Origin of the sequence: Novosphingobium mangrovi (assembly GCF_022818885.1) — a bacterium.
Classification (GTDB): domain Bacteria; phylum Pseudomonadota; class Alphaproteobacteria; order Sphingomonadales; family Sphingomonadaceae; genus Novosphingobium; species Novosphingobium mangrovi.
The window spans coordinates 139,308-164,604 of record NZ_JALHAT010000005.1 but is presented as its reverse complement, the minus strand read 5'-3'; the positions used below and the strand labels follow the sequence as shown (position 1 = coordinate 164,604).

Sequence of the window (25,297 nt, the reverse complement as noted above, 5' to 3'; positions counted from 1 at the left end):
CCTGCCACGGCGCTCGTCCCAAACTGTTCGCGCGCGAGAACTTATCAAGCCCAAGTAAAAGTGCGCCGTCACCAAGCAGGGATCTTTGCGCCAGCATGTCCCGCGAACCTGATGCAGGGCGGCGGCCTGACGTCCGGATCGCGGCGGATCGTCTGCCGCGTCCTGGAGCCCTCGGCCCATGCGCCGCCCGCCGATCCGGACTATTCCCCTGCGCCATAAGGCTTTGCGACGCTCTCGCAGGGGTTCATGAACCGTGCGTATCCCTGCTCCCACCGTTGCAGCGCGGCCCGCTTGGCGGCATCGTGCCTGCCATGACGCTCTCGCCCCTTCGCCTCGTGCTTCTCGTCCTTGTCGCCATCATGGCGCTGGCCGTCTGCGAGACGCCGCTCGTGGCGCAGCCCACCGCGGCGGACGGCACGCCCGAGAATGCGCCCGAGGTGGCTCCGGCCGCCCAGCGCGCCGCCCGCATCCAGGCGCTTCTCGCCGGAAACCTGGACCCGGCCGTCGACGCCCACGACCTCTTCGGAGCCAGCCTCATCGGGCAGGACACGCCGCGCCTGAGGCTTGTCGCGCGCATGGTCGAGGACCGCGATCTTTATGCGCGCGCCGCACGCGATCCGGCCGCATTGGGGGGACTGCCCCCGGCGCAGGCGCAGCTCGCACTGGCCGAAGCCGCCTTCCTGCGCCTCTCCGACCAACGCCGCCGCACCCTCCTCGAAAGCCATGAAAAGGCCCACCGCAGTTACCGCGAGGCCGCCGAGGAAAAGAGCTCGCAGGCCCAGGAACTCACGCGCCTGAAGGCCGAGCTCGCCGCGCTTGAGGCCTTCCTCAAGGGGGAGGCCGTGCCGCCCGGCGCGCTCGACATCAACCTGCTCGATGCCGCCAACAACGCCGGCCAGATGGCGCTCCTGCGAGACACTGAAATCCCCGACGAGGCCGAACCCGCCGAAGACGCGTCCCCCGCGCTGCGCATCGCCTGGCTCAAGGACCAGGTCGCGCTGGCCCGGCGCACGATCTTCCGCTTGCCTCCCGACCGCCTCGTCCAGCTTGCCGCCGCGTCCGGCGTCTCCTCGCGCTCGGCGCAGGAAGTCGCCCAGGCCGATGCCCGGCTCAAGAACGCCAACACCCGCCTCAGCAAGGCCGAGCAGGACGCGCGCGATGCCGCCAGCGAGCATGAGCGCCTTGTCGCCAGCGAGCGCGCGCGTCTCCTCAAGACCGAACAGGCCCAGGCCAAATTCCGCGCCGACCTCGTGCGCGGCAGCGCCTCGCCCGACACCGTGGGCGACAACGCGCTTGCCTGGCGCCGCCGCGCCCTCGAAGCTGCCGAGGCCGGCCCCGCCACGGCCGATGCGCTCTACCCCGAACTGGTCGCCGAACTGACCAAGGTGCGTGGGGAACTGCAGGCCGCGCTCGAGGTCTCCGAAGCGCCCTCAACGCCCGGCCTGACGCCGCCAGCTCTCGACCGCGCGCTGTCCTCCGACGCGCCGGAGACGCGCGCGCTGGAGACCCACCGCGCCGCGCTCGAGCGCGACGCAGCGCTGCTGACCGAAGCCTACGCCCAGCGGCTATGGCAGCAGCGCAGCGCACTGCGCGAGGCCATGAACCTGATGAACGGCGCGCGCCTCACCCTCCTGCACGCGCTGAGCGGATCGATGCGAGGCCGCGTGACCGGCTTTGGCCCGGAAGGCGTGGCGCAGGTCCGCCGCGAAGTCTTCGAGATCGTCCTGGAACTGCGCTTTAATTTTCAGGCCTGGCGCCATACCGCCAGCGATCTTCTGGCCCGCGTGACCAGCCCCAGCCCCGCCTTCGTCCTCGCCGTGCTGCGCCTCATGCTGATCGCAATGGCGTTCGCCTGGTGGCGCAAGCGCGGCGATACCCTGCTGGCACGCGCGCAGATGGAAGCGGCCCTCAAGCGCCCCCGCACGGTCCTGCGTTCCCTGCAAAGCGCCGCGCTCCAGCACTGGCGCCAGGTGCGCGCGCCGCTCGACTGGCTGCTGCTCGCCTGCGTCCTGTGGTGGCTCTGGCCCGAGGATCTTGCGCTGGCGGGCCTGCGCTTCCTCTGGATCGTGGTGTTCTGGTCGCTGGCGACCGTGGTCACGGTGCGCCTTGTCAACGAACTGGCACGCGGGCGCGGGCAGGACGATCCCCGCGCAGCGCTGCGCTGGAAGTCGCTGCGCCTGATCGCGGGCAGCCTGCTGGCGATCGGCCTCATGCTCAACCTCACCCGCGCGAGCGTCGGGGAAGGCGCGATCTACAACTGGGTGGTGACCGTCGCCTGGCTACTGGTGCCGGTGGTGGCGGTGCTGCTCGCCAGCTGGTGGCGCGCACGCATCGTCAGCCTTGCCGCGGCGGACGCAGGCGACAGCGCGCTGCTGCGCTGGATTGCGCGTGACCCGGGCGGCGTGACCGGCGTTGCCGGACGCATCGCGGTGGGTGTGCTGCTGCTGGCCAAGGGCGTGCGCGCGGTGATCGCACGGCGCGTGCGCGACGTGGCGCTGGTGCGCGAGATGCTGGAGCAGCGCGCGCGCATCGCGGCCGAGCGGCAGGTGGCCGAGGACAAGGCCAGCGGACGCTTCCACCGCCTTCCCCCGGAGACCCTCGCCGTTTTCGATCCGCACCGCCCGCCCTCGACGCTGCGCCTCGGGGCCGAACGTCCCGGGCACCTGCCGATGCCTCCGGTTCCGGCCGGATCGCTCACGCTGTTCGTGGGCGAACGCGGGCTCGGCAAGTCCTCGTACTTGCGCGACCTCGCCCGCAAGTCGGGCAAGGACATGCACCACGTGCACCTGGAAGTGCCGCCCTGCCCGCCCGCCGACTGGGTCGAGCGCCTGCCCGACCAGCTGGCGCAAGAGGCGAGCGGCGGCGCCCCGCTCTTCATCACCATCGACGATATCCAGCGCATTATCACCCCGGCCATCGGCGGGCTTGCGGCGCTCGACCGGCTGATCGGACAGGCCCGCCATTCGTGCGAGGAGGGCCATGCCTGGGTCTTCGCAATCTCGGATGCCGCCTGGCGCTTCCTCCAGCGCGCGCGCAGCGAACGCATCCTCTTCGATGCCATCCACACGCTGCCCGTCTGGACTGCAGACGAGCTGCGCGCCCTTATCGAGCGCCGCTCGGCGCAGGCCGGGATCGCCCCCGATTTTTCCGCCATGGTCGATGACGGCGTGTTCGAGTTCGGCGAGGACGTTTCGGTCACCGAACGCCGCAAGCGCGGCTACTTCGAACGCCTCGCCGAACACGTCGGCGGCAATCCCGCAATCGCGCTCGACTACTGGCGCCGCTCGCTCTTCGTCGAGGCCGTCACCGGCACGGTCACCGTGCGCACCTTCGACACGCCGCCCACGGAAAGCCTCGCCGCACTGCCCATGCCCGCCCTCTTCGTGCTGCGCGTGCTGCTCCAGATGGACTTTGCCGACAAGGCGGCCATCCACGCCAGCACCGATCTTTCGGACATGCAGATCAGCGACGCACTGCGCCGCCTCGAACGCATGGGCGCGGTCACGCACACAGCGCCCGGCTACCAGATCGCGCTCAACTGGTGGACGACCGTCGCCCGCCTGCTCGCGCGCCAGAACCTCATCGTGCGGGAGACACGCTGATGCCCTGCCCCTCCTTTGTCCGCGCCCTGTTCCGGCCCTTGCGGTCTGCCGCCCCACTTCTGGCGCTGGTCGCCAGCCCCGCATGGGCTCAGGACGATATCGACATCGACACGATCAGCCGCCTCGCCGACATCGTGCGCTGGGGCGGGGTCATCACCTCGCTTTTCGTAGTGGCTGGCGCCTGGATGCTGCTGCGTCTTCTCGGACGCTTCGTCGCCGCCTTCGGGAGCGAGTTCTCCTCGCGGCGCCTGACCCTCCACAAGGTCAGCACGATCGGCCAGTTCGTGATCTACGTCGCGACAACGATCCTCGTGCTTCTCCTCTCCTTCCGGGTCGACGAAACAACCCTGGCGGTGATCGGCGGCACGGTGGCGGTCGCGGTCGGCTTTGCGATGAAGGATCTTGTCGCCTCGTTCATCGCGGGCGTCATCGTCATGCTCGACCGGCCCTTCCAGGTCGGCGACCGGGTCAATTTCGGGGGCGAATACGGCGACATCACCGCCATCGGCCTGCGCTCCGTGCGCATGCAGACGCTGGACGACAACACCGTCACCATCCCCAACAGCAAGTTCCTGAGCGATGTGACGTCCTCGGGCAACTACGGCGCGCTCGACATGCAGGTGGTGATGGATTTCCACATCGCGGCCGACCAGGACATCGAGCGCGCGCGCGAGATCGTGAACGAGGCCGTGCTGTCCAGCCGCTACGTCTTCCTCGCCAAGCCCGTGGTCATCCTCGTCAACCAGTGGGTGTCGGATTACCTGGTCGGCGTGCGCCTGCGCCTCAAGGCCTACGTCCTCGACACGCGCTTTGAGAAAGCCTTCGAATCCGACGTGAACCTGCGGGTCCTGCGCGCCTTCCAGCACGAAGGCATCCTGACGCCCGGCCAGTCCCGCCCCGCCCCCTGACCCCGACAATGGATTGCAGAGCTCCCGAATAGGCGTAGTCTGTGCGTACAGCGAACGGCACCCACGAAGGGAGAGGGGCCCGAGATGTCGAGCAACGCACATTCCATCGCCGATTTCAAAGGAACCGTACTAGGCCCCGACGATCCCGCGTTCGCCTCCGCCCGGCAAGGCTGGAACGCCATGATAGGAAGGCGCCCGGCGCTTATCGCGCAGTGCCGCGACGCCGCGGACGTGGAGGCCGCCGTCCGCCATGCCGCCGCGCACGCGATGCAGGCCGTCGCGCGCTGCGGAGGGCATTCGGTCTCGGGCGCCGCGCTCGTCGAAGGCTCGCTCCTCATCGACCTGGCCGCCCTCAAACGGATCGAAGTCAACGCGGTGGCGCGCACCGCACGAGTGGGGGGCGGCGTGCTCCTGGGCGAACTCGATGCGGCCACGCAGGTTCACGGCCTGGCCGTCACCGCCGGGGTCGAGCCCCAGACGGGCGTGGGCGGGCTGACGCTGGGCGGAGGGATCGGCTTTCTCTCGCGCCAACTGGGGCTTGCCATCGACAACCTGATCGGCGCCGAAGTCGTGCTCGCCGATGGCCGCCGCGTCGAGGTCAACGCACGCGAGCATCCCGACCTGTTCTGGGCGCTGCGCGGAGGGGGCGGCCAGTTCGGGATCGTTACCCGCTTCGACTTTGAGCTGTCCCCCGTAGGCCCCGAAATCACCACCGCCTGGGCCTTCTACCCCCTCGACAGGGCGCAGGAAGTCATGGCCTTCGTGGGTGGTTTCATGCGCGCTGCCGCGCGCGAGGTTGGCCTTGTCCCTGCCTTCATGAAGATACCGCCGCTGCCCGACTTCCCGAACCATCTGCACGGCAAGCCCTGCCTGGCCCTCGTCGCCCTGCACACAGGCGAAGCCCAGCGCGCCGCGCGCGAGCTTGCGCCCCTGCTGGAGGTGGGAGAGCTTCTGCACGGCTTCGTCACACCCCAGCCCTATGTCGATTTTCAGAAGGCCTTCGCCAATTCTTCCCCGAGAGGCGGGCGCTACTACTGGAAGTCGATCTTCGCCGACGAACTCACCCCGGATCTCGTCGCCTGCCTTGCCGATGGTATCGCCACGATCCCCGGCGAATACACGCTGATCTTTCTGGAAGCGCTCGGCGGCGCGGTTTGCGATGTCGACATTTCGGCCAGCGCCTTTCCCAATCGCCATGCGCTCTACAACGTGGGCATCTCGGCCGGGTGGTGCGATCCGGCCGAGGATGCTGCAATCATCGCGGCGGTGCGCGAGGTCTTCGCCCGGCTTGCACCGCTGTCGGACGGCACCGTCTACCTCAATTATCTCGACCGCGACGAAGCCGCACGAGCGCCCGCCGGGTTCGGCCCGAACTACGAGCGCCTTCGCGCGGTAAAGGCCCGCTACGACCCGGAAGGTCGCTTCCCCGGCCCACTTTCACAAACTACGTGAACTTACGAGAAGTTTGGTGCAAGTCACTGTTTTTAAGATGATATATCTAAACCTTATGGGCCTTCGCTGTCAGACCGCGCACACGGCAACCCTGCAGGCCATCCTAATACACCATCTAAGCAATTATACGCATATCACTGTAAGTAGGTGACTTATATATCCTCAGGCGTGCGCCGGGTAATCCGGATTGTCCATCACGCAGCCAATCAGGAAGTCCGCGACGAGATCGGGCAGGCGCCCCTCCACTCCCGCCCGGCGCATCCAGATCAGGCGGTAGTTCTCGAGCGGAAAGAGCGCGGCAAGTTGGGGCCGGATGGCGGGCGCAATCATCGGCTCGGTCATGCAGGCCGCCCCCATCCCGCGCTCGACAAGGTTCACCATCACGTCGAAATCGTCGCAGTGGCCCACGATCCGCCGCGGGACGATACCCAGCCGGGCAAGCCCGTCCAGGTGCGCGCGGGTCTGGTCCGAACCGGCCGCAGGCAGAATGAAGGGAAGCGCGCTCACCGCCTGGGGTGAAAGCGGACCTTCGCTCTCTCCCGCCAGCGAGCGCGCGGCGTAGATCGCGCAGCGCACCTGCGCGAGGCAGCGCGTCCCCTCTCCCACCTCTCCACCGAGCGGAGCATGGAACAAGGCAAAGTCGGGTTCGGGCTCGGGCTGGCCCGGGTCGCGCGCCTCGCCTGGCACATGGGTATCGAAGGTGATCTCGAGTTCGGGATGCGCGCCGAGCAGATGGCCAAGACGTGGCCGGACATAGTGCTCGAACAAGGCCAGCCCGATCCGCACGCGGAAACGCCCAGCACAGGGCTCTGCCGGTTCCTCGGCCCGGTGCGCGGCCAGTCTGTCGGCGGCGGCGTGAAAGGCCCGAAGGTCCTCGGCAAAGGCCATGCCCTGCGCGGTCAGCGCCAGCCCCTTGCCCGCCTGCCGCGCAACCAGCGCGAAACCCAGCTGCTCTTCCAGAAGCGCGATCTGGCTCGACACCGCGGCGTGCGAGATCCCCAGCCGCCGCGCGCAGCCGCGCACGCTCAGGTCCTGTGCAAGCGCCGCGAAAAGCTCCAGCTGGCGCAGCGTGAACGGCAAAGGCGTCATGGCGATCTCTCTCCCGGGCCCCTTCTTATGGGTGCCCATCCCCGGGCCCATAACCTGGGGGTTGCCACATGGGTAACCCGGCGATGCGTTGCCGACAAGCGCGCACAGCCGCATCACACCTCCCACAACGACGAAAACATGACGGGAGAGTTGACGATGACGAGGAGCCTTGCGCCCGCGCCCCATGGCGCGCGCCGGATTGCACGGGAACCGGCACCAGGAGGTCTGGGCACAGCGATGAGCGCGCTCGGCCTCGTGCTGGCCTGCCTGCCGCTGGACGCCGCCCGGGCGCAGGAGACCGCGCCGCCCGAGCCCGAACCCGACTTAGCGACGATCATCGTGACCGCGCAGTTCCGCGCGCAGAACCTCCAGGACACCCCCATCGCGATCACCGCGATGACCTCGGATATGCTGGAAGAGCGTAGCCAGCAGAGCCTGGCGGACATCGCCAACCAGGCCCCCAGCGTCGCGCTGCGCCAGCAGTCGGCCTCGTTCGGGCCCTCGATCAGCGCCTCGATCCGCGGCATGGGCCAGATCGACTTCAACCCGCTGGTGGAGCCCGGCGTCGGCCTCTACATCGACGATGTCTATTTCCCGCGCCTCACCGGCGCCAATTTCGAACTGGTCGATGTCGAGCGCGTCGAAGTCCTGCGCGGCCCCCAGGGCACGCTGACCGGACGCAATTCCGAAGGCGGGGCGATCCGCTACATCTCCAAGAAGCCCGACGGAACCTTCGGCGGCTATGCCGAGGCGACCTACGGCATCCGCGACCGGGTGAACCTGCGCGGCGCGCTGCAGTTTCCCATTGCAGGCGATCTCTCGGCGCGCGTCTCGGCCGCCTATGGCCGCCAGGACGGATACGTCACCGGCTACGACTATGGCTGTCTCAATCCGGACAGCGGCGTCCCCGCGCAGACTTCAGGCGGGGACTGCAAGACGGCGGACTACGGAAACAAGGATTATTACGCCGGCCGCGTGGCGCTGCGCTTCGAGCGCCCCGGTATCGACCTGCAACTGGTCGGCGATTACTCGCACGATTCCACCTACAACGCGGGCGAAGTCCTCCTCTACGCGAACAATCCCAACCCCAACGTCGCGACCGAGAACGGCCTGCCCTTCGACAACCGCTTCGTGTGCGGGCGCTACTGCAACTACGCCGCGTTCCAGTCTGCGGGCGACAGCTTTCAAGCGGGCCTGATCCCCGGGCTCGAGGGCTTTCCGGTCCAGCCCTCCACCCACGCCAACGAGGCCTTCTTCGAAGGCTGGGGCGTCTCGCTCCACGGCCAGTTCGACCTTGCGGACTGGATGAACCTTACCACGATCACCGCCTACCGCGGCTTCGATTCGAAGTTCTCCAACGACAGCGACCTCTCGCCCGCGCGCCTCGATGCGCCGGTGGTCGACCTCAAGAGCCGCTTCTTCAGCCACGAGATGCGCCTCAACGCCGAGCTTGGCCCCATCGTCGAGGCGACGGTCGGCAGCTATTTCTCCAAGGAAGACACCGACCAGGCGACCCGCACCGACATCCGCTACGTCGCCGCGGCGGGCCAGCCGATCTATCCGCTGCAGTTCCTGGGCGGCGGGCCGGTCGAAGTGGAATCCTTCGCGCTTTTCAGCACCGTCTTCGTACGGCCGACCAGTGATCTCACCCTGACGCTCGGCGGGCGCTACACCGACGAGAGCAAGTCCACGACGTATGAGCGGCTGAACTACGACGGCACCAGCCCCAACGCCTTCGTCGACCCCATCGGGGCGGCCTACGGCATCGGTTACCAGGGGCCGGACGTGCTCGACGTCAACGGCAATGGCAACACCGCCGAGATCGTGACCGCGCTCAACGGGCTGACGGGCGGCTTCAAGGGCACCCGCTTCGACTACCGCGCCAGCCTGGACTATCGCATCTCGGACGAGGTGCTGGTCTATGCCTCGACCTCGACCGGCTTCAAGGGCGGCGGGATCAGCCCGCGCCCGTTCAACGCAGCGCAGGTCCAGCCCTTCGGGCCCGAGGAGCTGACCGCCTACGAGATTGGCGTGAAGACCGACCTGTTCGGCCACCGCGTGCGGCTCAACCTCTCGGCCTACCTCAACCAGTTCAAAGGCGCGCAGCTGGGCCTGCTGTCCTGCCCCCAGTTCGGGGGGCCCGGCCCCTGCGCCCTTCCCCAGAACGCGGGCGATGCGACGATCAAGGGGCTGGAAGCGGAACTGAGCGCCGAGCCCATCGACGGGCTCGACCTCAACGCCTCGGCCTCCTACCTCGACTGGAGCTGGGACTGCGTGAATATCCAGGTCGTGCGCGCCCTCGCCCCCGGCGAAAGCAACAGCTGCAGCCAGGATGCCGCCGTCGTCGATCGCCTTGCCAGCCCGCCGCGCGGGGTGACCAAGTGGCAGTGGTCGATCGGCGCCCAGTACCGCATCGAGATCGACCGGTTCGGCAGCCTGACCCCGCGCATCGACGTCTCGCACCAGGGGGCGATGGCGGGCAGCGCGCTCGTGCCGGTGCCGGGCTCGCCCTCCGACCTCTACGGCCGGATTCCCAGCTACACCCTCACCAACGCGCGGCTCACCTACCGCACGCCGGACGACAACTGGCAGCTCTCGCTCGCGCTCACCAACCTCTTCGACCAGTACTATTTCAGCCAGAAGTTCGACCTGACCGGCGCGGGCGCGGGACTCATTTCGGGCACCCCGGCGCGCCCGCGCGAATGGGCGCTCACCGTCAAGCGCCGCTTCTAGGAGGCCATGAGGGCGGGCCGGGAGGGGATTGATCTGGCCCCTTCCGGCCTTGCGCCCGGATCCCCCCTGCCTTCACCTTCGGATACTTCTCGTGACAAGGGACGCACGATGACCCAGACCTTTCCCCCCAGCCCCCGCGCGATCTCGCGCCGCGCCGTCGTCGCAGGGCTTCTGGCCGGCGCAGCGCTGGCCCATGCGCCCGGCGCACTCGCCGCGCCTTCACCGCCTTCGGGCTCGGGCACGCGCCCCAACATCCTGTTCATCATGGCCGACGACATGGGCTTCGCCGACCTCTCCTGCTACGGGCGGCGCGAATACAAGACCCCCGTGCTGGACCAGCTCGCAGCCGAAGGCATGCGCTTCACGCAAGCTTATGCCAACAGCGCGGTGTGTACCGCCACGCGCGTCGCGCTCATCACCGGGCGCTACCAGTACCGCCTGCCGGTGGGCCTGGAAGAGCCGCTCGGCCTTCGCGATGTGGGCCTTCCCCCCGAACAGCCGACGATGGCCTCGCTCCTGCGCGGCGCGGGCTATCACACCAGCCTCGTCGGCAAGTGGCACATGGGATCGCTCCCCAAGTACGGCCCGCTCAAGAGCGGCTACGACCAGTTCTGGGGCATCCGCCAGGGCGGGGTCGACTACTTCACGCACAAGATCGGCGGTTTCCCCGACCTTTGGGACGGGGAGACCCCGGTCGAGGAGACGGGCTATCTGACGCAGCTTCTTGCCGAGCGCACCATCGAGGCCCTGGAAGAGCGCGCGCGCGAGGACACGCCCTGGCTCATCAGCCTGCACCTCACCGCCCCGCACTGGCCCTGGGAAGGGCCCGAGGACCATGCGGAAAGCGCACGCCTCGCTGCCAAGGGCGGCTTTTCCATCGCCCATTACGACGGGGGCTCGATGGACACCTACGCCGCGATGGTGACCTCGATGGACGAGCAGATCGGCCGCGTCCTCGACCGCCTTGCGCAGCTCGGCCTTGCCGAGGACACCCTGGTCGTCTTCACCAGCGACAACGGGGGCGAGCGCTTCTCCGACACCTGGCCCTTCACCGGCAAGAAGACCGAGCTGCTCGAAGGAGGCCTGCGCATCCCCGCCATCGTGCGCTGGCCGGGGGTGACCCCGCCTGCAAGCACGAGCGCGGCGCAGATCATGTCGATGGACTGGATGCCCACGTTCCTGGCCGCTGCGGGCGCCGCGCCCGATCCGGCAAGCCCGAGCGATGGGCGCGACCTTCGCGGCGCGCTGGAAGGCCGCGAGTTCCCCGAGCGCGCGCTGTTCTGGCGCTTTCGCAACCATGACCAGATGGCCGCGCGCGAGGGCCGCTGGAAGTACCTCTCGATTGCGGGCAACAGCTTCCTGTTCGACGTCGAGGCCGACCCGCTCGAACGGGCGAACCTGAAGGAACGCCACCCCGAGACCTTCGCCCGCCTGCGCGCGGCTTGGGAGGCCTGGAACGCCAAGATGCTGCCCAACGATCCCGAGGCCGCCTCCTACGGCTTCACCGGCGAGATGCTGGCCGACCATTTCGGGATCGACAGCTAAGTCTCGACTGCGGTGGGATAAGCGTTGTCCTCCAGGATCGCACTGCGCACGAACGCCTCCAGCGCATCGGCCCGCTCCCCGCCCAGCCCCGGATTGCGGTAGAGCACGAGCGTCCAGTCCGAGAGCGGAAAGAGCCGCACCAGCTTCGCGTGCGCCGAGCGCGTCAGGAGCGGCTCGAGCAGGCAGGCCGCGCCCACCCCGCGCTCGACCATGGCGACAAGAACATCGGGATACTCGGTCCGGGCCACCACCCGCTGCGGAACAAGGCCCTGCTCGGCAAGGCTCGCCAGTTGCATCGCCTCCTCGCGCGAGCCTTGCGGGGGAAGGATGAGCGGCAAGCCTGCGCACGCCTCGGCGGCAAGGGGCAGCGCGGCAGCCTCCGCCATCTTGGGGACCCCATAGATCCCGGAGCGCACCTGCCCGAGCGGCCGGCAATGGGGCGGCATGGGCCAGTCGCTGCGCAGGTAGAACACGGTAAAATCGCTTGCCTCACGCCGCTGCGGGGCAGCCAGTTCCTCGGCGGGATGGGTACGCTGGACCTCGCAGGCGATGCCCGGGTGCGCGGCGAGGAAGGCCCCCAGCTTGGGCTTCACGTAAGGATCGAACAGGCCCACGCCGATGCGCAGGCGAAACGTCTGCGTGCTTGCGCGTTCACGGCGCGTAAGACGGTAGCTCGCCAGCTTACGCCCCGCTTTGTCGAGCGCATCCAGATCCTGAAGAAAGGCGTCCCCCCGACTGGTCAGGTCGGGGCGGCGGCCAGGTCCCCGCACGAACAGGGCGAACCCCAGGCGCGCCTCCAGCTCGGAGAGCTGGCGGCTGACCGAGGCCTGCGAAATTCCCAGCCGCTCGGCACAGACGCGAAAGCTGCGCGTCTCGCTCAGGAGTGCAAAGACCTCCAGCTGGCGCAGTGTGAACGGGTAGTCCCGCACCCTCTCCTCCTTGCATCGCCCCTCTTGCGGGAGCCATCTGACCCTGCGCCGGGGGCGGCAAAAAGGCAATCGGGAAGGCGGGATGCAGAAGCCGGAATCGAAGGGCCGGAAGGTCCAGGTCCCGCGTCCCCCTCGGTGCCGGGGACACGGGACCTGTCACCGGGAGGGGGTATGGTCCCGGCGAAGTCGGTGATGGTGCCGCATTCAGGAAGCCTCCACGGCTCCTAGCGGCACTTGGGGTGGCTGTGGATGTCGCGGATGTCCTCCACGCGGCCGTCCGCCACGGTCATCTGGAGACACTGCTTGGAGGAGGGGCGGTTCCAGATGGTGTAGGCCGCGCTGCCCGACTTGAAACCGTCGACATTGCGGAAGCCCCGCTGCCGGAGCGACGAATCCGCGCCAGCCGCCCGCGCACCGTTGAGATCGAGATAGGTCGCCGTGCGCTGGTACCCACCATCCCCGTGATGGTGCTGAGTGCGGTTGTTGCGCTGTTCCACGCCTTTCGAATATCCACGCGAGTAATATGTCGAGTCGTCGTAGTTGTGGTAGGACTTGTGGTAGAGCCCGTCCTGGTAGCCACGGTCGTATTCGCGTTCGTGATCGTGGTTGTCGAAATGGACCTTGTCATCGTGATCGTCGGACTTGTGGGCGATCAGCGCGCCGAGCAGCGCCAGCCCCGCCACCGCGGCCACGGCAGCCCCGGTGTTGTCGCCCGAATGGTGGCAATCCTTCTTGTCGGCATCGTTGATGGTCATCACGCGCCCGTCGCTCACCTCGACCACCACGCAGTCGTCACCGTCATCGTCCCACCAGTAGGAATAGCTCTCGCCATAACTTCCCTTGCGCCCGTCGATATACTTGAGGCCGCGCGACTGAAGCATGCTTTCCGCGCTCGATGCGCGCGCACCGTTGAGATCGGTCAGCGAAGAGGCCTTCCTGGCCATGACCGCGTGCGGTGCCAGCCCGACGAAGACCGCCAGTGCGCCCATGACGGCGAAGCGTGTGTGCGTACTCATGATCAGGCTCTCCCCTTCTGTTTCCCAAACTCTGCCCCATCTGCGCGCATCCCTGCGCCTCAGCCCCCTTCGGGCGCGGCGTGCGGATGGATTGCATCGATCACGGTAAGGTGATCCCACGAGCCCGCGCCAACCCGCGAATTGGTGACCAGTACCGTCGTTCCCGGGCCGATCACGGCATCGAGGTCGCGGTGAAATTCGCGCGGCATCTCCACCCGGTTGAGCAGGGCCTCGTCGATCTCGCGCCCTTGCTCCTCCTCGTGCCCCGCCATCCCGACGAAGACCCAGTGCGGTCTGCCCTCCCGCACGATCTGGGTGATGACGTGCGATCCCGGATCCGCGTCGCGAATGCGCGCGACACTGCGCCCGATTTCCTTGCCCCCGCGCAGCACGACGATGCGCTGGTCGAGCTTGGAGACAATCACCGAGACCGGTCCCTCGCGCGCAATATCCGGGGTCCAGTGGAACTGCTCACCGGGCCGCAGCGGGTGGTAGGCCATCGCCTTGCCGGCATCGTCAAAGGGCGAGAGAAGCGCGTTGCCGCTTGTCTCCAGGTGGTGCTGGGCATCGCCCTCGACCACCACGGTCACGCCCAGTTCGGTCACGGTGAAGAGCTCGCGCGCGAAGTTGTAGGGCAGGTGCACGCAGCCATGGCTTTCGGGATAGCCCGGCAGACCGCCCGCATGGAGCGCCACGCCGTCCCAGGTCAGCCGCTGCTGATAGGGCATGGGGGCATTGTTGTAGGTGCTGGAGCGGTGCTTGGCGTCCTTCTGCAGGATCGTGAAGACGCCCGTCGGCGTCGCGTGGCCAGGTTTCCCCGTGGAAACCGTGGTCGCCCCGATGCGGATGCCGTTGCGGTAGACGAGCGCGATTTGGCGCGAGAGATCGACGAAGACGAGCACCGGCCCTTCGGGCGCGACCTCGGGCGCCCAGACCCATTGGCCTGGTTCAAGTGTCTCGATGGCCCGCGCCAGCTCGGGCGCGGAACTGACCTTGGAGCCTTGCGCGCGCGCCAGCACCGGCAGCAGCGCAAAGGCCAGGGCCAGGACAAGCGCAAGCGCCAGTGCGCTGGCCGGAGCCGGAGCGCGCAGCCTTGCCGCGCCCAGGCGTGCGAACCCGCGGCGCCGCATCAGCGCACCTTCCCGCGCTGGATCAGGTTGACGATGCCCAGCAGCACCACCGCGCCGCCAAAGGCGACAAGAAGGCCCACGATCGAGAACTCCTGCACGCTGCCTGCAATGCCGAAATTGTTGGCAATCGCATTGCCCACGACCGAGCCGACGCAGCCCACCACGATGTTCCAGAAAATCCCCATCGAGGCATCGCGGTTCATGACCTTGCTTGCCAGCCACCCGGCCAGCCCTCCCACGATCAGGGCAACGATCCAGCCCATGACGTCTCTCCTCGTCCGTGTCACCCGTGCGCGCAGGGCCTCTCTTCCTGCCCGCGATCCGCTATCCAGCGGTGCGCCGCCGTCCCTTCCAAAGTCCCCAGAGCAGCGCGGCGTTGACCGCCGGCGCCAGTACGCCGCTCACCACCCCGCCCCAGCCAAGGCCGTCAGCGAGGCGGTTCCAGGGTAGGCCCAGCGGCACCAGAAAGACGCCCGAAAGCGGGTCCCTCTCCTGCCCCAGCCAGCCGAAGGTACCGATGGCAAGCAGCGCCAGCGCCCCCAGATAGAGCGCGATGAAGACAAGGAAGACCCACTTCATCGCCGTGCCCCGAGCGAGGTGCCCGCCCCCATCTAGAGCGCCCCCTCGTCGCCGCCGTAAAAGACCTGATCGAGCACGCCGTCGCGGCTTCCAAAGCATTGCCACGGAGCCTGCGCGGTCCGCACGTTCACATAGATCATGACGCCCGATTCCGCCTCCTCGATACGCTGCGTGCCAATGACCTCCCCGCTGGTCATGTCGTTGATGCGGGCATGGCAGACGCTTTCCATACCCCCTGCTCCTCTGATCGGATCGGTCGCGGGCGCAGTTGCTGCGGGCGCCGATGTCGCCGCAGAGCCCGCCGCGGCCAGGCCAGCGTTGGCATCGCCCATCGGCACCGAGACGATGGCAATGGGCCCGTCCGCACCGACAATGGTGCCGCCAAGCGCCTTGGCCTCCGCCATACCCGGGCAGCCGACAAGGACCGCGCTGTCATCGAGCCAGTTGGATGTCACCGCACTTTCACCCAGGCGCCGACAGGGATCGCCACTTGCCGGATAGCCATCGCCGATCACGACGAGGCTCTCGGGAAACGCGACCGGCTCGGCCGCCGGGACCGTGGTCTCTTCACCAGGGGCCATGCCGCAGGCTGCCAGAAGGCCGCACAGACCGACAAGCGGCCCTAAGGGCCGGAAGCGGTATCCCAGCACGTGTGCAAGACAAAGGTACACCTGCCCCTCCTGCAAGTCGCCATGACGCGGAAATATTCCGCAAATACCCTCAGATCATTCCGTCAGACACCCCACCGGTCAATGGCAATAGATGGCAATATTCTTGGCATTTGCTGCCAAATTTCGCGCATCTCTGCAGCTCGGATTAAAACATGGAAATTATACAATTCGGAAAACCGACCCTAAAATTCTGAAAAGAAGATACTTCAGTCAATTTCCCAGAATTGGCCGAAATGCCTTTCTCTACTTTCGCGTTGACCTCGTTCCCGGGCCTGCGCAAACTTGGCTCCGGTTCGCACAGCGCTTCAGGGAGGAAGGGATGTCGAACAGGTTGCGCGCCAGCGCGATGGATACATGGGGCAAGCATGGCACGGCGTCCAAGACTCCGGACGTCCGGGCGGATCGCAGGATGTGCGCGCGCTTTGTCCGCTCTCTTGATGCGACGCTTGAAAGGCCCTCCTGGCTCCTTGCCGGAGCGGGGCTCGATCGCAAGGACGAGCTCCCCGAAACGATCCGCGTAGGCCAGTACATCACGATCATGTCCAACATGGCGCGCCATGCCCCCGACCCTGCCTACTTCATCGATTTCCTGGAGGCAGGTGTGCCCTACTTTCGGGGCGGGATCGACCTTGCCACCCGTTACGCGCCCGATATCCGAAGCGCCTTTGCGATCCTGCCGCGCTTTGCCAACGAACGACCCGGGATCTTCGAACACCGCCTTTCGATGGATGCACGCACGCTGACGCTCGAACTCGATGCCTGCATGCCCCTTGGCGATGCCCGCCCGATCCTGACCGGAGCGCCGCTGCTCTTCCTCGCCCGTGTCGCAGCGGCGAACCTGGGGCGCCCCGTCCACGAAGCGCGGATCGAATTGCGCCATCGCGAAGTGCCCTATGCCGCCCGGCTGCGCGCGGCCTTTCGCTGCCGCGTGGATTTCGCCGCCCCGCGCGATGCCATAACCCTGCCCCGCGCGCTCGCCCTTTGCCCCAGCGTAACCCACGACCCGGCGGTCTGGACCGAGGCGCTGGCCCGCTGCGAAGCGGAGGTGGAGCCCACGCGGCCCAATTCAGGCTGGTCAGCCCGGACGCGGGGCGCCTGCTGCAACCTGCTGACCTCCACCGGCCGCGTTCCCCGCCTGGAACAGGTGGCGGGTGAGCTCGGCGTTTCGGCGCGCACGCTGATCCGCCACCTCAAGGCCGAAGACACGCGCTTTCATGCGCTGGTCGACGTGCTCCTGCAGGAACGCAGCCAGGCGCTTCTGCGTGAGAATGGCCTTGCCATCCGCAGCGTCGCCGAACAGCTGGGTCTGAGCGATGCCTCCGACTTCAACCGCCGCTTTCGCCGCTGGTTCGGAATGACGCCAAGCCAGTACCGCGCGCAGGCGCTTCCCCCCCTTACCGCACGGTCCTGAGCCTAGCGCGCAGCCGCGCGCAGGCGTGCCACCGCGGCGGCGACTTCGCCCGCCGGGTCGCAGTCCGCGCCATCCGGGTCGAGCAGGGCCTGTAGCTGAAGCCCGTTGGAGAGCGCCGACAACTGGCGCGCGGCGCGCGGCGGATCGATATCGGGCGCGATCGTTCCCGCCGCCTGTTCGGCGCGGATAGCCTCAGCAAGATCGCGGCGTACACGCGCCTGCCGGGCGCGAACGAAATCGTGCCCGGGGTGCGTGGGCACAACCGCATCGGCCGCGAACGAGAGATAGAGATAGGACATGCCCGGCGCCGCGCTGCTGCGCCTGACCGCCGCCACGTAACGATCAAGGCTTGGCCCGGTAACCTGGACGAAATCGGGCGCACGATCAGGATTGGCGAGGCTGTCCTTGTCCCACAATTCTATGACGCTGCGCAGCAGGTCCTCCCGGCTCGCAAAGTAGTAGAGGACGTGCTGCGCCTCCATCTCCAGCGCCTTGGCAAGTTCCCGCAGCGACTGCTGGCGGTAGCCATCGCGTGCGATGATCGCGATCACCCCGCGCAGGATCTTCTCGCGCCGGGCCGCGCCCTTTGCGGACGCGGCCGTGCGCGCAGGCGCGGTATCGGGAGATGTCGTCGTCATCGGCAAAGTCCTAGCACGCTTTTGCGCAGCAAAGGAGATGGGCGTGCGATCCTCCTGTACTATTTTTTACATTGTAAAATTTTGCTTGCGCCCGATCCACGCCCGCCCCTAGACCCTGTGCATGACACAGCTTCCCTCGCCGGTATCCCGGTCCGCCCACTCTCCCGTATCCACGCGCCTGCGCCGCGTCCTCCTCACGACGGGGCTCCTCGCAGCATTCGGCTCGGTTCCGGCTGTGGCCGAGGCGCCCGGTCCGGTCCTTGCGGTGGGCGAGCTGGCGCAGATCGGAACCGTCAGCGAGCGTTTCCTCTCCTACAATGTGGAAATGGTGGAACTGACGGGCGGGCGCTTCTGGAAGCCCTATCGCGACGGCAAGGCCGACCCTTCCGACCAGTACGAATACCGCCCGCCGATCGACCTTTCGAGCCCGCGCCTGCGCACGCTGGCTGCCGCTCTCGGGCCGGTCTACGTGCGCTACAGCGGCACCTGGGCCAACGCGACGACCTACCGCGATGCGGAAACGCACGAGGGGCCTGTGCCCGATGGCTTCGACGCCGTCCTGACCCGCGCGCAGTGGCGCGGCGCAATCGACTTTGCAAAGGCCGTGGATGGCCGGATCGTCACCTCGATGCCCACCAGCGCGGGCGCCCGCGATGAGAGCGGGGTCTGGCAGAGCACGGCTGCCGAGCGCTGGCTCGCCGCCACCCACGAGATGGGCGGACAGATCTGGGCCAGCGAATTTGCCAACGAGCCCAATCTCATCGGCGGCACCCAGCCGCCCGAGGGCTACACGAGCGCCGACTACCTGCGCGATTATACCCGTTTCCATGACTGGCTGGCGGCGCGCTCTCCCCGGACCAAGGTGCTGGCGCCCGGTGCCTTCGAATACAACGATGGCAGCCCGCTTCCTGCCTTCATCAAGACGCTGCCCACCCACGAAATGGTGCCGAGCGGATCGACGGCCCCGGACGTGGTCTCGTTCCACTTCTACGGCGAGATTTCCCAGCGCTGCGCGGGCGCGCAGCCCGATCCGCAAGGTGGCGAGTGGCTGGGCATGATCGACCACGCCATTGCCAGGACCAAGGCCCTGCGCCGCGAAGTCGCGCCCGACGCCCCGCTCTGGCTGACCGAAACCGCCGAGACCGCGTGTGGCGGCAACCCGCAGGCCGCGACCTTTGCCGACACCTTCCGTTTCGTCGACCAGCTCGCCCGCGCGGCGCGCCAGGGGGTCTCGGTCGTCATGCACAACACGCTGGCCGCCAGCGACTACGCGCTGCTTGATGAAAAGAGCTTCGCGCCGCGCCCCAACTACTGGGCCGCGCTGCTGTGGCGGCGTACGATGGGAACGACGGTGCTCGATGCCGGAAGCGCCGATGCCAGGACCGGCCTTCGGCTCTACGCCCAGTGCCAGCGCGGCGTTCCCGGCGGGGTCAGCGTGCTCGCGATCAATCCCGACCGCACGCAGCCCCATGATCTGGCGCTGTCCGGTGAGGCCGAAGTCCACAGCCTGACCCAAGCCGCAAGCGATCCCGCGCACGCCGCGCTCAACGGCACGCCGCTGGAACTGGGCGCGGGCGATGCTCTGCCCGATCTGGACGGCGTTCGCCGGGCAGGCTCGGTCACGCTCGCGCCTTCAAGCGTGACCTTCCTCACCTTTGCCGAAGCGGGCAACCCGGTCTGCCGTTAACGCGCCCAGCCGGACAGGGTGCCGCCGGCGGTGACAGCCTCCGTGGCCGCTTCGGGAAACGGCTCGGGCGTGAACATCGCGAAAGTCTCCTCCAGCTCGGGGCCGTCCAGCCCCCGCGTGATGAAGACCAACCGGGTGCGCCGATCATCCGACGGCCATTCCTTGAGGACCACCGGCGGGTGGAAGACATGCTGGACGCCGTGGACCACCACCGGCCCTTCCTGCCCTTCCAGATTGAGGATGCCCTTGATGCGCAGGATGTCCTCCCCGCGCATCCAGGTGAGCAGCTCGATCCAGCGCTCGAAGGTCTCAGGGTCGAGCGGCTCGTCGAAGGTAAGGCAGGTGGCGCGGATGTCGGCGCCGTGGCGGTTCACGTCATGCCCGTGCGCATGGTCATGGGCATGACCGTGATCCGCGTAAGCCTCGGCGCGCAGCCAGTCCTGGACATCTGCGCTCTTGCCCGCCGGGTCGAAGGCCCCGCCGCCAAATAGCTCGGGCGCGGCGACGGCGCCGTGCTCCACGGGCAGGATCGGCGCGGCCGGGTTCAGCGCGCGCAGCCGCGCGGTCAGGGCTTCGCGCTCGGGCTCCCCAACGAGATCGGTCTTGGTGAGCAGGATGCGGTCGGCGATCGCCGCCTGCTTCACCGCCTCCTCCTGCCGTTCCAGTGTGGCCGCGCCGTTCACCGCATCGACCGTCGCGATCACGCTGTCGAGCCGGTAGATCGTCTCGAGCGTGTGGTCGCGCATCAGCGTGTGGAGGATCGGCGCGGGATCGGCGAGGCCGGTGGTCTCGATCACCACCCTGTCGAACCAGCAGCGCCCCTCGCGCGCGAAACGCCAGGGGGCATCGCGCAAGGTGGCCAGAAGATCGCCGCGGATGGTGCAGCACAGGCACCCGCCGATCATCTCGACCTTCATCTCCTCGTGCCCTTGCGCGACAAGATCATGGTCGAGCCCGACTTCGCCGAACTCGTTGATGATGACGAGCGCGCGCGCCATCTCGGGACTGCGCACGAGGGCATTGAGCGTCGTCGTCTTGCCGCTCCCCAGGAACCCGGTGAGGACCGAGACGGGGATCAGCCCATCGAGGCTGGAGAGCACCCCGGTCATGCTGTCCCCTCCCCTACTCCCAGCGGATCGAGCACGAGGAGCAGCCGCGTGCCGCCGATGGCCGACAGGGGGACCGAGCGGTGGAGGATCGCCGGTTCGGGCGCAAGCAGACGCCCCTTGAACAGGCCCACATCCCCGGCGCGCATCTGGTGGATCTCCTCGGGATTGCCTTCAAGGATCCTGTCCGCCTCGATCCACTGCGTGCCGGGTCCGGCAAGCGTGGTGATGAGGCGCGCGGGCACGTAGTCGGCGTGGAACTTGCGGCAGGCATCGGTGCGGATGACCTCAAGCCGGACCTTCACAGCATCGCAGCCCATGATCGCGCCAAAACGGCGCGCGAGATCCGCCATGAGCTCGCCCAGCACGTCCCTCTCTGCCCCTTCGGGATAGCCCGCCTCGGCCAGCCCTTCCCCGATCTCCCGGTCCAGATCGGTAAGCGCACAGGGGAAGGACAGGTCCGAAATTCCCGCAAGGTCGAGTGTGTCGAGCCAGTCGAGGCCGGACGGACGGCCCGCCTCCCAGATCGCAAGGTGGACCTCGGGCTCGGCAATGCGCGTCAGGACCTCGGGCGCGTTGGCGCAGACGGCTGCACTCATGCCATCGCCTCCTGCGCGACGGGCGCCCAGGCCGGGAAGGGATCGGGCAGGTCCGCCCAGTCCTCGGGCGCAAAGGCCGCGCTGCGCACCAGACAGGCATCGAGCGCCCGGCGGATGCGCGCTTCGTCCATGCCGATGCCGATGAAGACCAGTTCCTGGCGCCGGTCGCCCCAGACCGGGTCCCAGCGCTCGCGCACGAAATTCTCGAACCGATCATCCTCGGGCCACAGGTGCCGGGGCACGCTGTCCCACCACCGGCCCATGCGCGCGGTTACCGTCTCGCTTCCCGCGACGGCCAGTTCGCCCACCCAATCAGGCCGGGTCGCCAGCCAGAAATGCCCCTTGGCGCGCACCACGTGGTCGAGCCCGTCGGCGGTGAGGAAGCGGTGGAAGCGCGCCGGATCGAAAGGCTGCCGCGCGCGGTAGACGAAGCTCTCGATGCCGTATTCCTCGGTCTCGGGCCGGTGCTGCGCGTACCCGTAGAGTTCCTTGGCCCAGAGCGGATGCTGCGCGGAACGTTCCTCATCGTAGAGCCCGGTATCGAGGATCGCACCTGCCTCGATCCGGCCATGGTCGCAGGTCTCGATCCGAGCCTCGGCGTTGAGACTGCGCACGAGCTTGCGCACCACATCCAGCTGCTGCGCGCTCACCGACGAGGCCTTGTTGACGATCACGACATCGGCAAATTCGATCTGCTCGACCAGGAGGCCGACCAGCGAACGGGTATCCTCCTCGCCCGTGCTCTCGCCCCGGTCGGCCAGGAAATCCTGGCTCGAATAGTCCGCGAGCAAGTTCACCGCATCGACCATGGTCACCATGGTGTCGAGCCGGGCGACATCGTCGAGCGCAACCCCGTCCTCATCGCGGAACGAGAAGGTGCTGGCGACGGGCAGCGGCTCGGAAATCCCGGTGCTCTCGATCAGGAGGTAGTCGAAGCGCCCCTCCTCGGCGAGCCGGCGCACTTCCTGGAGAAGGTCGTCGCGCAAGGTGCAGCAGATGCAGCCGTTGGTCATCTCGACCAGCGTTTCCTCGCTGCGCGAGAGGGCCGCGCCGCCCCCGCGCACGAGATCGGCGTCGATATTTACCTCGGACATGTCGTTGACGATGACGGCGACGCGGCGTCCCTCCCGGTTGGAGAGGACATGGTTGAGCAGCGTCGTCTTGCCCGCGCCGAGGAAGCCGGAGAGGACGGTGACGGGCAGGCGCGTGTCGGGTTGGGAAGATGGGGTCATGGCAATCCTGCAATTCAGATAGGTTCGCAGGCCGCCTATCATGATATGTTGTATCATTACAATGCCGATAGACAGCCACACCTTGACCCTGACACGATGTCAGACCCTATATGGGCAGCCGGTCCAAGGAGGGACTGCGATGCACGACAAACAGCACTGCCATCACCGCGCCCCGCAGAGCGCGCAACGCGGACAGGACGCGCACGACGCACACACGGCCACCGATCCGGTCTGCGGCATGACGGTCGATCCCGCGACGAGCCCGCACCACTCAGAGCACGAAGGGCAGGACTACCACTTCTGCAGCGCGCGCTGCCAGACCCGCTTCGAGGACGATCCCGCCCGCTGGCTGGAGGGCACGGGCGCCGATGCGCCTGTCCCCGAAGGCGCCGTCTGGACCTGCCCGATGCATCCGGAGGTGCGCCAGGATCACCCCGGCGCCTGCCCCATCTGCGGCATGGCGCTGGAAGCCGAGATGGTCGATCCCGACGCCGGACCGAGCGAGGAAATGCTCGACATGACGCGCCGCTTCAAGGTGGCGCTGGCGCTCGCTCTCCCGGTTTTCCTGCTTGAGATGGGCGGCCATGTCGTCCCCGCGCTTCACCGTCTCGTGCCCATGCACGTCTCGGTGTGGATCCAGCTCGTGCTTTCGACGCCGGTCGTGCTCTGGGCGGGTTGGCCCTTCTTCACCCGCGCGGTGGCCTCGGTGCGCACGCGCCATCTCAACATGTTCACTCTGATCGCGCTCGGGACCGGCGTTGCCTGGACCTATTCGATCATCGCAACGCTCGCCCCCGGACTTTTTCCGCCCGCCATGCGCACCATGGACGGCACCGTGCCGGTCTATTTCGAGGCCGCCGCGGTCATCACCGTCCTCGTGCTTCTGGGCCAGGTCCTTGAACTGCGCGCGCGCGAGCGCACCTCCGACGCGCTGAAGGCGCTGCTCGGCCTCGCCCCGCGTACTGCACGGCGGCTGACCGAGAGCGGCGAAGAGGACGTGCCGCTGGACAAGCTCACGATCGGCGACCGGCTGCGCGTGCGTCCGGGCGAGAAGATCCCGGTCGACGGCACGATCCTGGAGGGGCGCTCCTCGCTCGACGAATCGATGGTGACCGGCGAAGCCATGCCCGTCACCCGCGAGGCCGGAGATGCGGTGATCGGGGGCACGCTCAACTCCACCGGCGCGCTCGTCATCGAGGCGCAGAAGCTGGGACGCGACACGCTTCTGGCCCGCATCGTCCAGATGGTTGCCCAGGCGCAGCGTTCGCGCGCACCGATCCAGCGCCTCGCCGACCAGGTCGCGGGCTGGTTCGTGCCGCTGATCCTCGCCGTGGCCGCGCTGGCCTTTGCCGCCTGGATGATCTGGGGCCCCGAGCCGCGCGCCACCCACGCCCTGCTCGCCGCAGTCGCCGTCCTCATCATCGCCTGCCCCTGCGCGCTTGGCCTTGCCACACCCATGTCGATCATGGTCGGCATCGGGCGCGGCGCGGAAGAAGGCATCCTCGTCAAGAATGCCGAGGCGCTTGAGCGCATGGAAAAGGTCGACACGCTGGTCGTCGACAAGACCGGCACGCTCACCGAGGGGCGCCCCTCGGTCACGCAGGTCCGCACCTTCGGCGGATACGAGGAAGACGATGTACTGCGCCTTGCCGCCGCGCTCGAGCAAGCCTCGGAACACCCGCTCGCGCGCGCCGTGGTTATCGAAGCCCAGCGCCGCAACTTGGCCCTGGGCGACGTGACCGAGGCCGAGTTTCCCACCGGCAAGGGCGCGCAAGGCCTGGTCGAGGGGCGCCGTGTTCTCGCGGGTTCGGCCGGTTTCCTGGAGGAAAACGGCATAGCGACCGCCGCGGCCTCCGAGACGGCCGAGGCGCTGCGCAAGGACGGCGCCACCGCGATCTTCGTCGCGCTTGACGGGGACCTTGGCGGCGTTCTCGCGCTGGCCGACACGGTGAAGGAGAGCACGTCCGACGCCCTCACCGCGCTGCGCGCAGAGGGGATACGCGTGGTCATGCTCACCGGCGACAACGCGACGACCGCCACGGCCATCGCCCGCCACCTCGGCATCGAGGAGGTCGAGGCCGAAGTCCTGCCCGACCGCAAGAGCAAGGTGGTCGAACGCCTGCGCGCCGAAGGCCGGGTGGTCGCGATGGCCGGCGACGGGGTCAACGACGCCCCCGCGCTGGCCGCGGCGGACGTAGGCATCGCGATGGGATCGGGCAGCGACGTCGCGATCGAGAGCGCGGGGATCACGCTTCTCACCGGCGAACTCACCGGCCTTGCCCGGGCCCGTACGCTGAGCGGCAAGGTCATGGCCAATATCCGCCAGAACCTCCTCTTCGCCTTCGGTTACAACGCGCTGGGCGTTCCGGTTGCCGCCGGTGTCCTCTACCCGCATTTCGGCATCCTGCTCTCCCCGGTGATCGCAGCCGCAGCGATGTCGCTTTCCTCGGTCAGCGTGATCGGCAATGCACTGCGTCTGAAGGCGACGAAGCTGTGAACATCGGGGAAGCCTCTGCGCGCACAGGCGTCTCGCAGCGCATGATCCGGCACTACGAGAAGATCGGCCTGATCCCGGCGCCCGCGCGCCGGGACAGCGGGTATCGTGACTACGCCCATGCCGACATCGCGCGGCTGCGCTTCATTGCCAACGCGCGCGACCTGGGCTTTGCCATCGAGGAAATCGGCGAGTTGCTGGCGCTGTGGGACGACGACCACCGCGCCAGCGCCGAGGTCAAGGCGCTCGCGCTCGCCAAGGCCGAGGAACTGGGCCGCAAGGCCAGGGCGCTGAGCGACATGCGCGAAAGCCTGCTCCACCTGGCCGAGAGCTGCGCGGGCGACGCGCGCCCGAACTGCCCGATCATCGCCCGGATGGCCGTGGAGACGTGAGGCCTGGACCGGGTTCACCGCAAGAAAGGAACAGACCTTTTCAAGGGACCATCGCCCCTTGACCCCAAACTCGGCCACCCCGGC

Annotated in this window: 20 protein-coding genes; 9 read left to right on the top strand and 11 right to left on the bottom strand. The window is 67.8% G+C overall.

The features are described from left to right. Positions 1-311 precede the first annotated feature (311 nt). From MTR65_RS05950 to MTR65_RS05940, 3 genes are all read left to right on the top strand, one after another. On the top strand, positions 312-3,602 hold the full coding sequence (locus tag MTR65_RS05950) for a coiled-coil domain-containing protein (protein WP_243798094.1): 3,291 nt from the start codon (positions 312-314) through the stop codon (positions 3,600-3,602). After that, complete coding sequence (locus MTR65_RS05945) at positions 3,602-4,510, top strand: mechanosensitive ion channel family protein (RefSeq protein WP_243798092.1); 909 nt, start codon at positions 3,602-3,604, stop codon at positions 4,508-4,510. The genes MTR65_RS05950 and MTR65_RS05945 overlap by 1 nt, the downstream gene beginning before the upstream one ends. Before the next feature lie 180 nt (positions 4,511-4,690). Continuing rightward, complete coding sequence (locus MTR65_RS05940; RefSeq protein ID WP_243798089.1) at positions 4,691-5,962, top strand: FAD-binding oxidoreductase; 1,272 nt, start codon at positions 4,691-4,693, stop codon at positions 5,960-5,962. Positions 5,963-6,124: 162 nt separating this feature from the next. Here the strand turns inward: MTR65_RS05940 and MTR65_RS05935 are convergent, their stop codons facing one another. Then, positions 6,125-7,051 (bottom strand): LysR family transcriptional regulator, encoded by a 927-nt coding sequence (locus tag MTR65_RS05935; protein WP_243798087.1) that lies wholly within the window; start codon positions 7,049-7,051, stop codon positions 6,125-6,127. A gap of 237 nt (positions 7,052-7,288) precedes the next feature. Here MTR65_RS05935 and MTR65_RS05930 point away from each other — a divergent pair, with 237 nt between their 5' ends. Both MTR65_RS05930 and MTR65_RS05925 read left to right on the top strand, forming a co-directional pair. Then, on the top strand, positions 7,289-9,784 hold the full coding sequence (locus MTR65_RS05930; protein WP_243798084.1) for a TonB-dependent receptor: 2,496 nt from the start codon (positions 7,289-7,291) through the stop codon (positions 9,782-9,784). A gap of 108 nt (positions 9,785-9,892) precedes the next feature. After that, complete coding sequence (locus MTR65_RS05925; protein ID WP_243798081.1) at positions 9,893-11,329, top strand: sulfatase family protein; 1,437 nt, start codon at positions 9,893-9,895, stop codon at positions 11,327-11,329. Here MTR65_RS05925 and MTR65_RS05920 read toward each other — a convergent pair. From MTR65_RS05920 to MTR65_RS05895, 6 genes are all read right to left on the bottom strand, one after another. Further along, positions 11,326-12,258, bottom strand: a complete 933-nt coding sequence (locus tag MTR65_RS05920; protein ID WP_243798079.1) for a LysR family transcriptional regulator — start codon at positions 12,256-12,258, stop codon at positions 11,326-11,328. The two genes, MTR65_RS05925 and MTR65_RS05920, sit on opposite strands and share 4 nt — an antisense overlap. 224 nt (positions 12,259-12,482) lie before the next feature. After that, positions 12,483-13,274 (bottom strand): hypothetical protein, encoded by a 792-nt coding sequence (locus MTR65_RS05915; RefSeq protein ID WP_243798077.1) that lies wholly within the window; start codon positions 13,272-13,274, stop codon positions 12,483-12,485. Positions 13,275-13,333: 59 nt separating this feature from the next. Next, positions 13,334-14,404: a L,D-transpeptidase family protein gene (locus tag MTR65_RS05910; protein WP_243798075.1), complete on the bottom strand. Its 1,071-nt coding sequence runs from the start codon at positions 14,402-14,404 to the stop codon at positions 13,334-13,336. Next, positions 14,404-14,667: a GlsB/YeaQ/YmgE family stress response membrane protein gene (locus tag MTR65_RS05905; protein WP_243798072.1), complete on the bottom strand. Its 264-nt coding sequence runs from the start codon at positions 14,665-14,667 to the stop codon at positions 14,404-14,406. The genes MTR65_RS05910 and MTR65_RS05905 overlap by 1 nt, the downstream gene beginning before the upstream one ends. Before the next feature lie 61 nt (positions 14,668-14,728). Continuing rightward, entirely contained in the window at positions 14,729-14,983 is a 255-nt protein-coding gene (locus MTR65_RS05900; RefSeq protein WP_226636660.1) for a hypothetical protein, read from the bottom strand. A gap of 32 nt (positions 14,984-15,015) precedes the next feature. Next, positions 15,016-15,564 (bottom strand): hypothetical protein, encoded by a 549-nt coding sequence (locus tag MTR65_RS05895; protein ID WP_243798069.1) that lies wholly within the window; start codon positions 15,562-15,564, stop codon positions 15,016-15,018. A 409-nt stretch (positions 15,565-15,973) separates the two neighbouring features. On the opposite strand from MTR65_RS05895, the gene MTR65_RS05890 reads away from it, so the two are divergent. Beyond that, complete coding sequence (locus MTR65_RS05890; RefSeq protein WP_243798067.1) at positions 15,974-17,065, top strand: helix-turn-helix transcriptional regulator; 1,092 nt, start codon at positions 15,974-15,976, stop codon at positions 17,063-17,065. 2 nt (positions 17,066-17,067) lie between these two features. Here MTR65_RS05890 and MTR65_RS05885 read toward each other — a convergent pair whose 3' ends face one another. Next, the gene (locus tag MTR65_RS05885) at positions 17,068-17,703 is read right to left on the bottom strand and encodes a TetR family transcriptional regulator C-terminal domain-containing protein (RefSeq protein WP_243798065.1); all 636 of its coding nucleotides are present in this window, start codon (positions 17,701-17,703) and stop codon (positions 17,068-17,070) included. Positions 17,704-17,824: 121 nt separating this feature from the next. Between MTR65_RS05885 and MTR65_RS05880 the strand changes: the two genes are divergently transcribed. Continuing rightward, positions 17,825-19,390, top strand: coding sequence for a hypothetical protein (locus MTR65_RS05880; protein WP_243798063.1), 1,566 nt, complete (start codon positions 17,825-17,827; stop codon positions 19,388-19,390). Here the strand turns inward: MTR65_RS05880 and MTR65_RS05875 are convergent. From MTR65_RS05875 to MTR65_RS05865, 3 genes are read right to left on the bottom strand one after another with little or no spacing between them, the layout of a single operon-like run. After that, positions 19,387-20,499 carry a CobW family GTP-binding protein gene (locus MTR65_RS05875; RefSeq protein WP_243798061.1) on the bottom strand — a complete coding sequence of 371 codons (1,113 nt, stop codon included), beginning with the start codon at positions 20,497-20,499 and terminating at the stop codon, positions 19,387-19,389. The two genes, MTR65_RS05880 and MTR65_RS05875, sit on opposite strands and share 4 nt — an antisense overlap. Continuing rightward, the gene (locus MTR65_RS05870; protein WP_243798058.1) at positions 20,496-21,095 is read right to left on the bottom strand and encodes a DUF1826 domain-containing protein; all 600 of its coding nucleotides are present in this window, start codon (positions 21,093-21,095) and stop codon (positions 20,496-20,498) included. Before MTR65_RS05870 ends, MTR65_RS05875 begins: the two co-directional genes overlap by 4 nt. Next, positions 21,092-22,327, bottom strand: a complete 1,236-nt coding sequence (locus tag MTR65_RS05865; protein WP_243798056.1) for a GTP-binding protein — start codon at positions 22,325-22,327, stop codon at positions 21,092-21,094. The genes MTR65_RS05870 and MTR65_RS05865 overlap by 4 nt, the downstream gene beginning before the upstream one ends. 139 nt (positions 22,328-22,466) lie before the next feature. Between MTR65_RS05865 and MTR65_RS05860 the strand changes: the two genes are divergently transcribed. After that, entirely contained in the window at positions 22,467-24,824 is a 2,358-nt protein-coding gene (locus MTR65_RS05860; protein WP_268739269.1) for a heavy metal translocating P-type ATPase, read from the top strand. Then, the gene (cueR, locus tag MTR65_RS05855) at positions 24,821-25,213 is read left to right on the top strand and encodes a Cu(I)-responsive transcriptional regulator (protein ID WP_243798054.1); all 393 of its coding nucleotides are present in this window, start codon (positions 24,821-24,823) and stop codon (positions 25,211-25,213) included. The genes MTR65_RS05860 and cueR overlap by 4 nt, the downstream gene beginning before the upstream one ends. Positions 25,214-25,297 lie beyond the last annotated feature (84 nt).

What these genes read in the sequence shown, in the direction of transcription:
- MTR65_RS05950 (WP_243798094.1), top strand. Translation starts at nt 312, where the DNA reads ATGACGCTCTCGCCCCTTCGCCTCGTGCTTCTCGTCCTTGTCGCCATC.
- MTR65_RS05945 (WP_243798092.1), top strand. Translation starts at nt 3,602, where the DNA reads ATGCCCTGCCCCTCCTTTGTCCGCGCCCTGTTCCGGCCCTTGCGGTCT.
- MTR65_RS05940 (WP_243798089.1), top strand. Translation starts at nt 4,691, where the DNA reads ATGATAGGAAGGCGCCCGGCGCTTATCGCGCAGTGCCGCGACGCCGCG.
- MTR65_RS05935 (WP_243798087.1), bottom strand. Translation starts at nt 7,051, where the DNA reads ATGACGCCTTTGCCGTTCACGCTGCGCCAGCTGGAGCTTTTCGCGGCG.
- MTR65_RS05930 (WP_243798084.1), top strand. Translation starts at nt 7,289, where the DNA reads ATGAGCGCGCTCGGCCTCGTGCTGGCCTGCCTGCCGCTGGACGCCGCC.
- MTR65_RS05925 (WP_243798081.1), top strand. Translation starts at nt 9,893, where the DNA reads ATGACCCAGACCTTTCCCCCCAGCCCCCGCGCGATCTCGCGCCGCGCC.
- MTR65_RS05915 (WP_243798077.1), bottom strand. Translation starts at nt 13,274, where the DNA reads ATGAGTACGCACACACGCTTCGCCGTCATGGGCGCACTGGCGGTCTTC.
- MTR65_RS05910 (WP_243798075.1), bottom strand. Translation starts at nt 14,404, where the DNA reads ATGCGGCGCCGCGGGTTCGCACGCCTGGGCGCGGCAAGGCTGCGCGCT.
- MTR65_RS05905 (WP_243798072.1), bottom strand. Translation starts at nt 14,667, where the DNA reads ATGGGCTGGATCGTTGCCCTGATCGTGGGAGGGCTGGCCGGGTGGCTG.
- MTR65_RS05900 (WP_226636660.1), bottom strand. Translation starts at nt 14,983, where the DNA reads ATGAAGTGGGTCTTCCTTGTCTTCATCGCGCTCTATCTGGGGGCGCTG.
- MTR65_RS05895 (WP_243798069.1), bottom strand. Translation starts at nt 15,564, where the DNA reads ATGGCCCCTGGTGAAGAGACCACGGTCCCGGCGGCCGAGCCGGTCGCG.
- MTR65_RS05890 (WP_243798067.1), top strand. Translation starts at nt 15,974, where the DNA reads ATGTCGAACAGGTTGCGCGCCAGCGCGATGGATACATGGGGCAAGCAT.
- MTR65_RS05885 (WP_243798065.1), bottom strand. Translation starts at nt 17,703, where the DNA reads ATGACGACGACATCTCCCGATACCGCGCCTGCGCGCACGGCCGCGTCC.
- MTR65_RS05880 (WP_243798063.1), top strand. Translation starts at nt 17,825, where the DNA reads ATGACACAGCTTCCCTCGCCGGTATCCCGGTCCGCCCACTCTCCCGTA.
- MTR65_RS05875 (WP_243798061.1), bottom strand. Translation starts at nt 20,499, where the DNA reads ATGACCGGGGTGCTCTCCAGCCTCGATGGGCTGATCCCCGTCTCGGTC.
- MTR65_RS05870 (WP_243798058.1), bottom strand. Translation starts at nt 21,095, where the DNA reads ATGAGTGCAGCCGTCTGCGCCAACGCGCCCGAGGTCCTGACGCGCATT.
- MTR65_RS05865 (WP_243798056.1), bottom strand. Translation starts at nt 22,327, where the DNA reads ATGACCCCATCTTCCCAACCCGACACGCGCCTGCCCGTCACCGTCCTC.
- MTR65_RS05860 (WP_268739269.1), top strand. Translation starts at nt 22,467, where the DNA reads ATGCACGACAAACAGCACTGCCATCACCGCGCCCCGCAGAGCGCGCAA.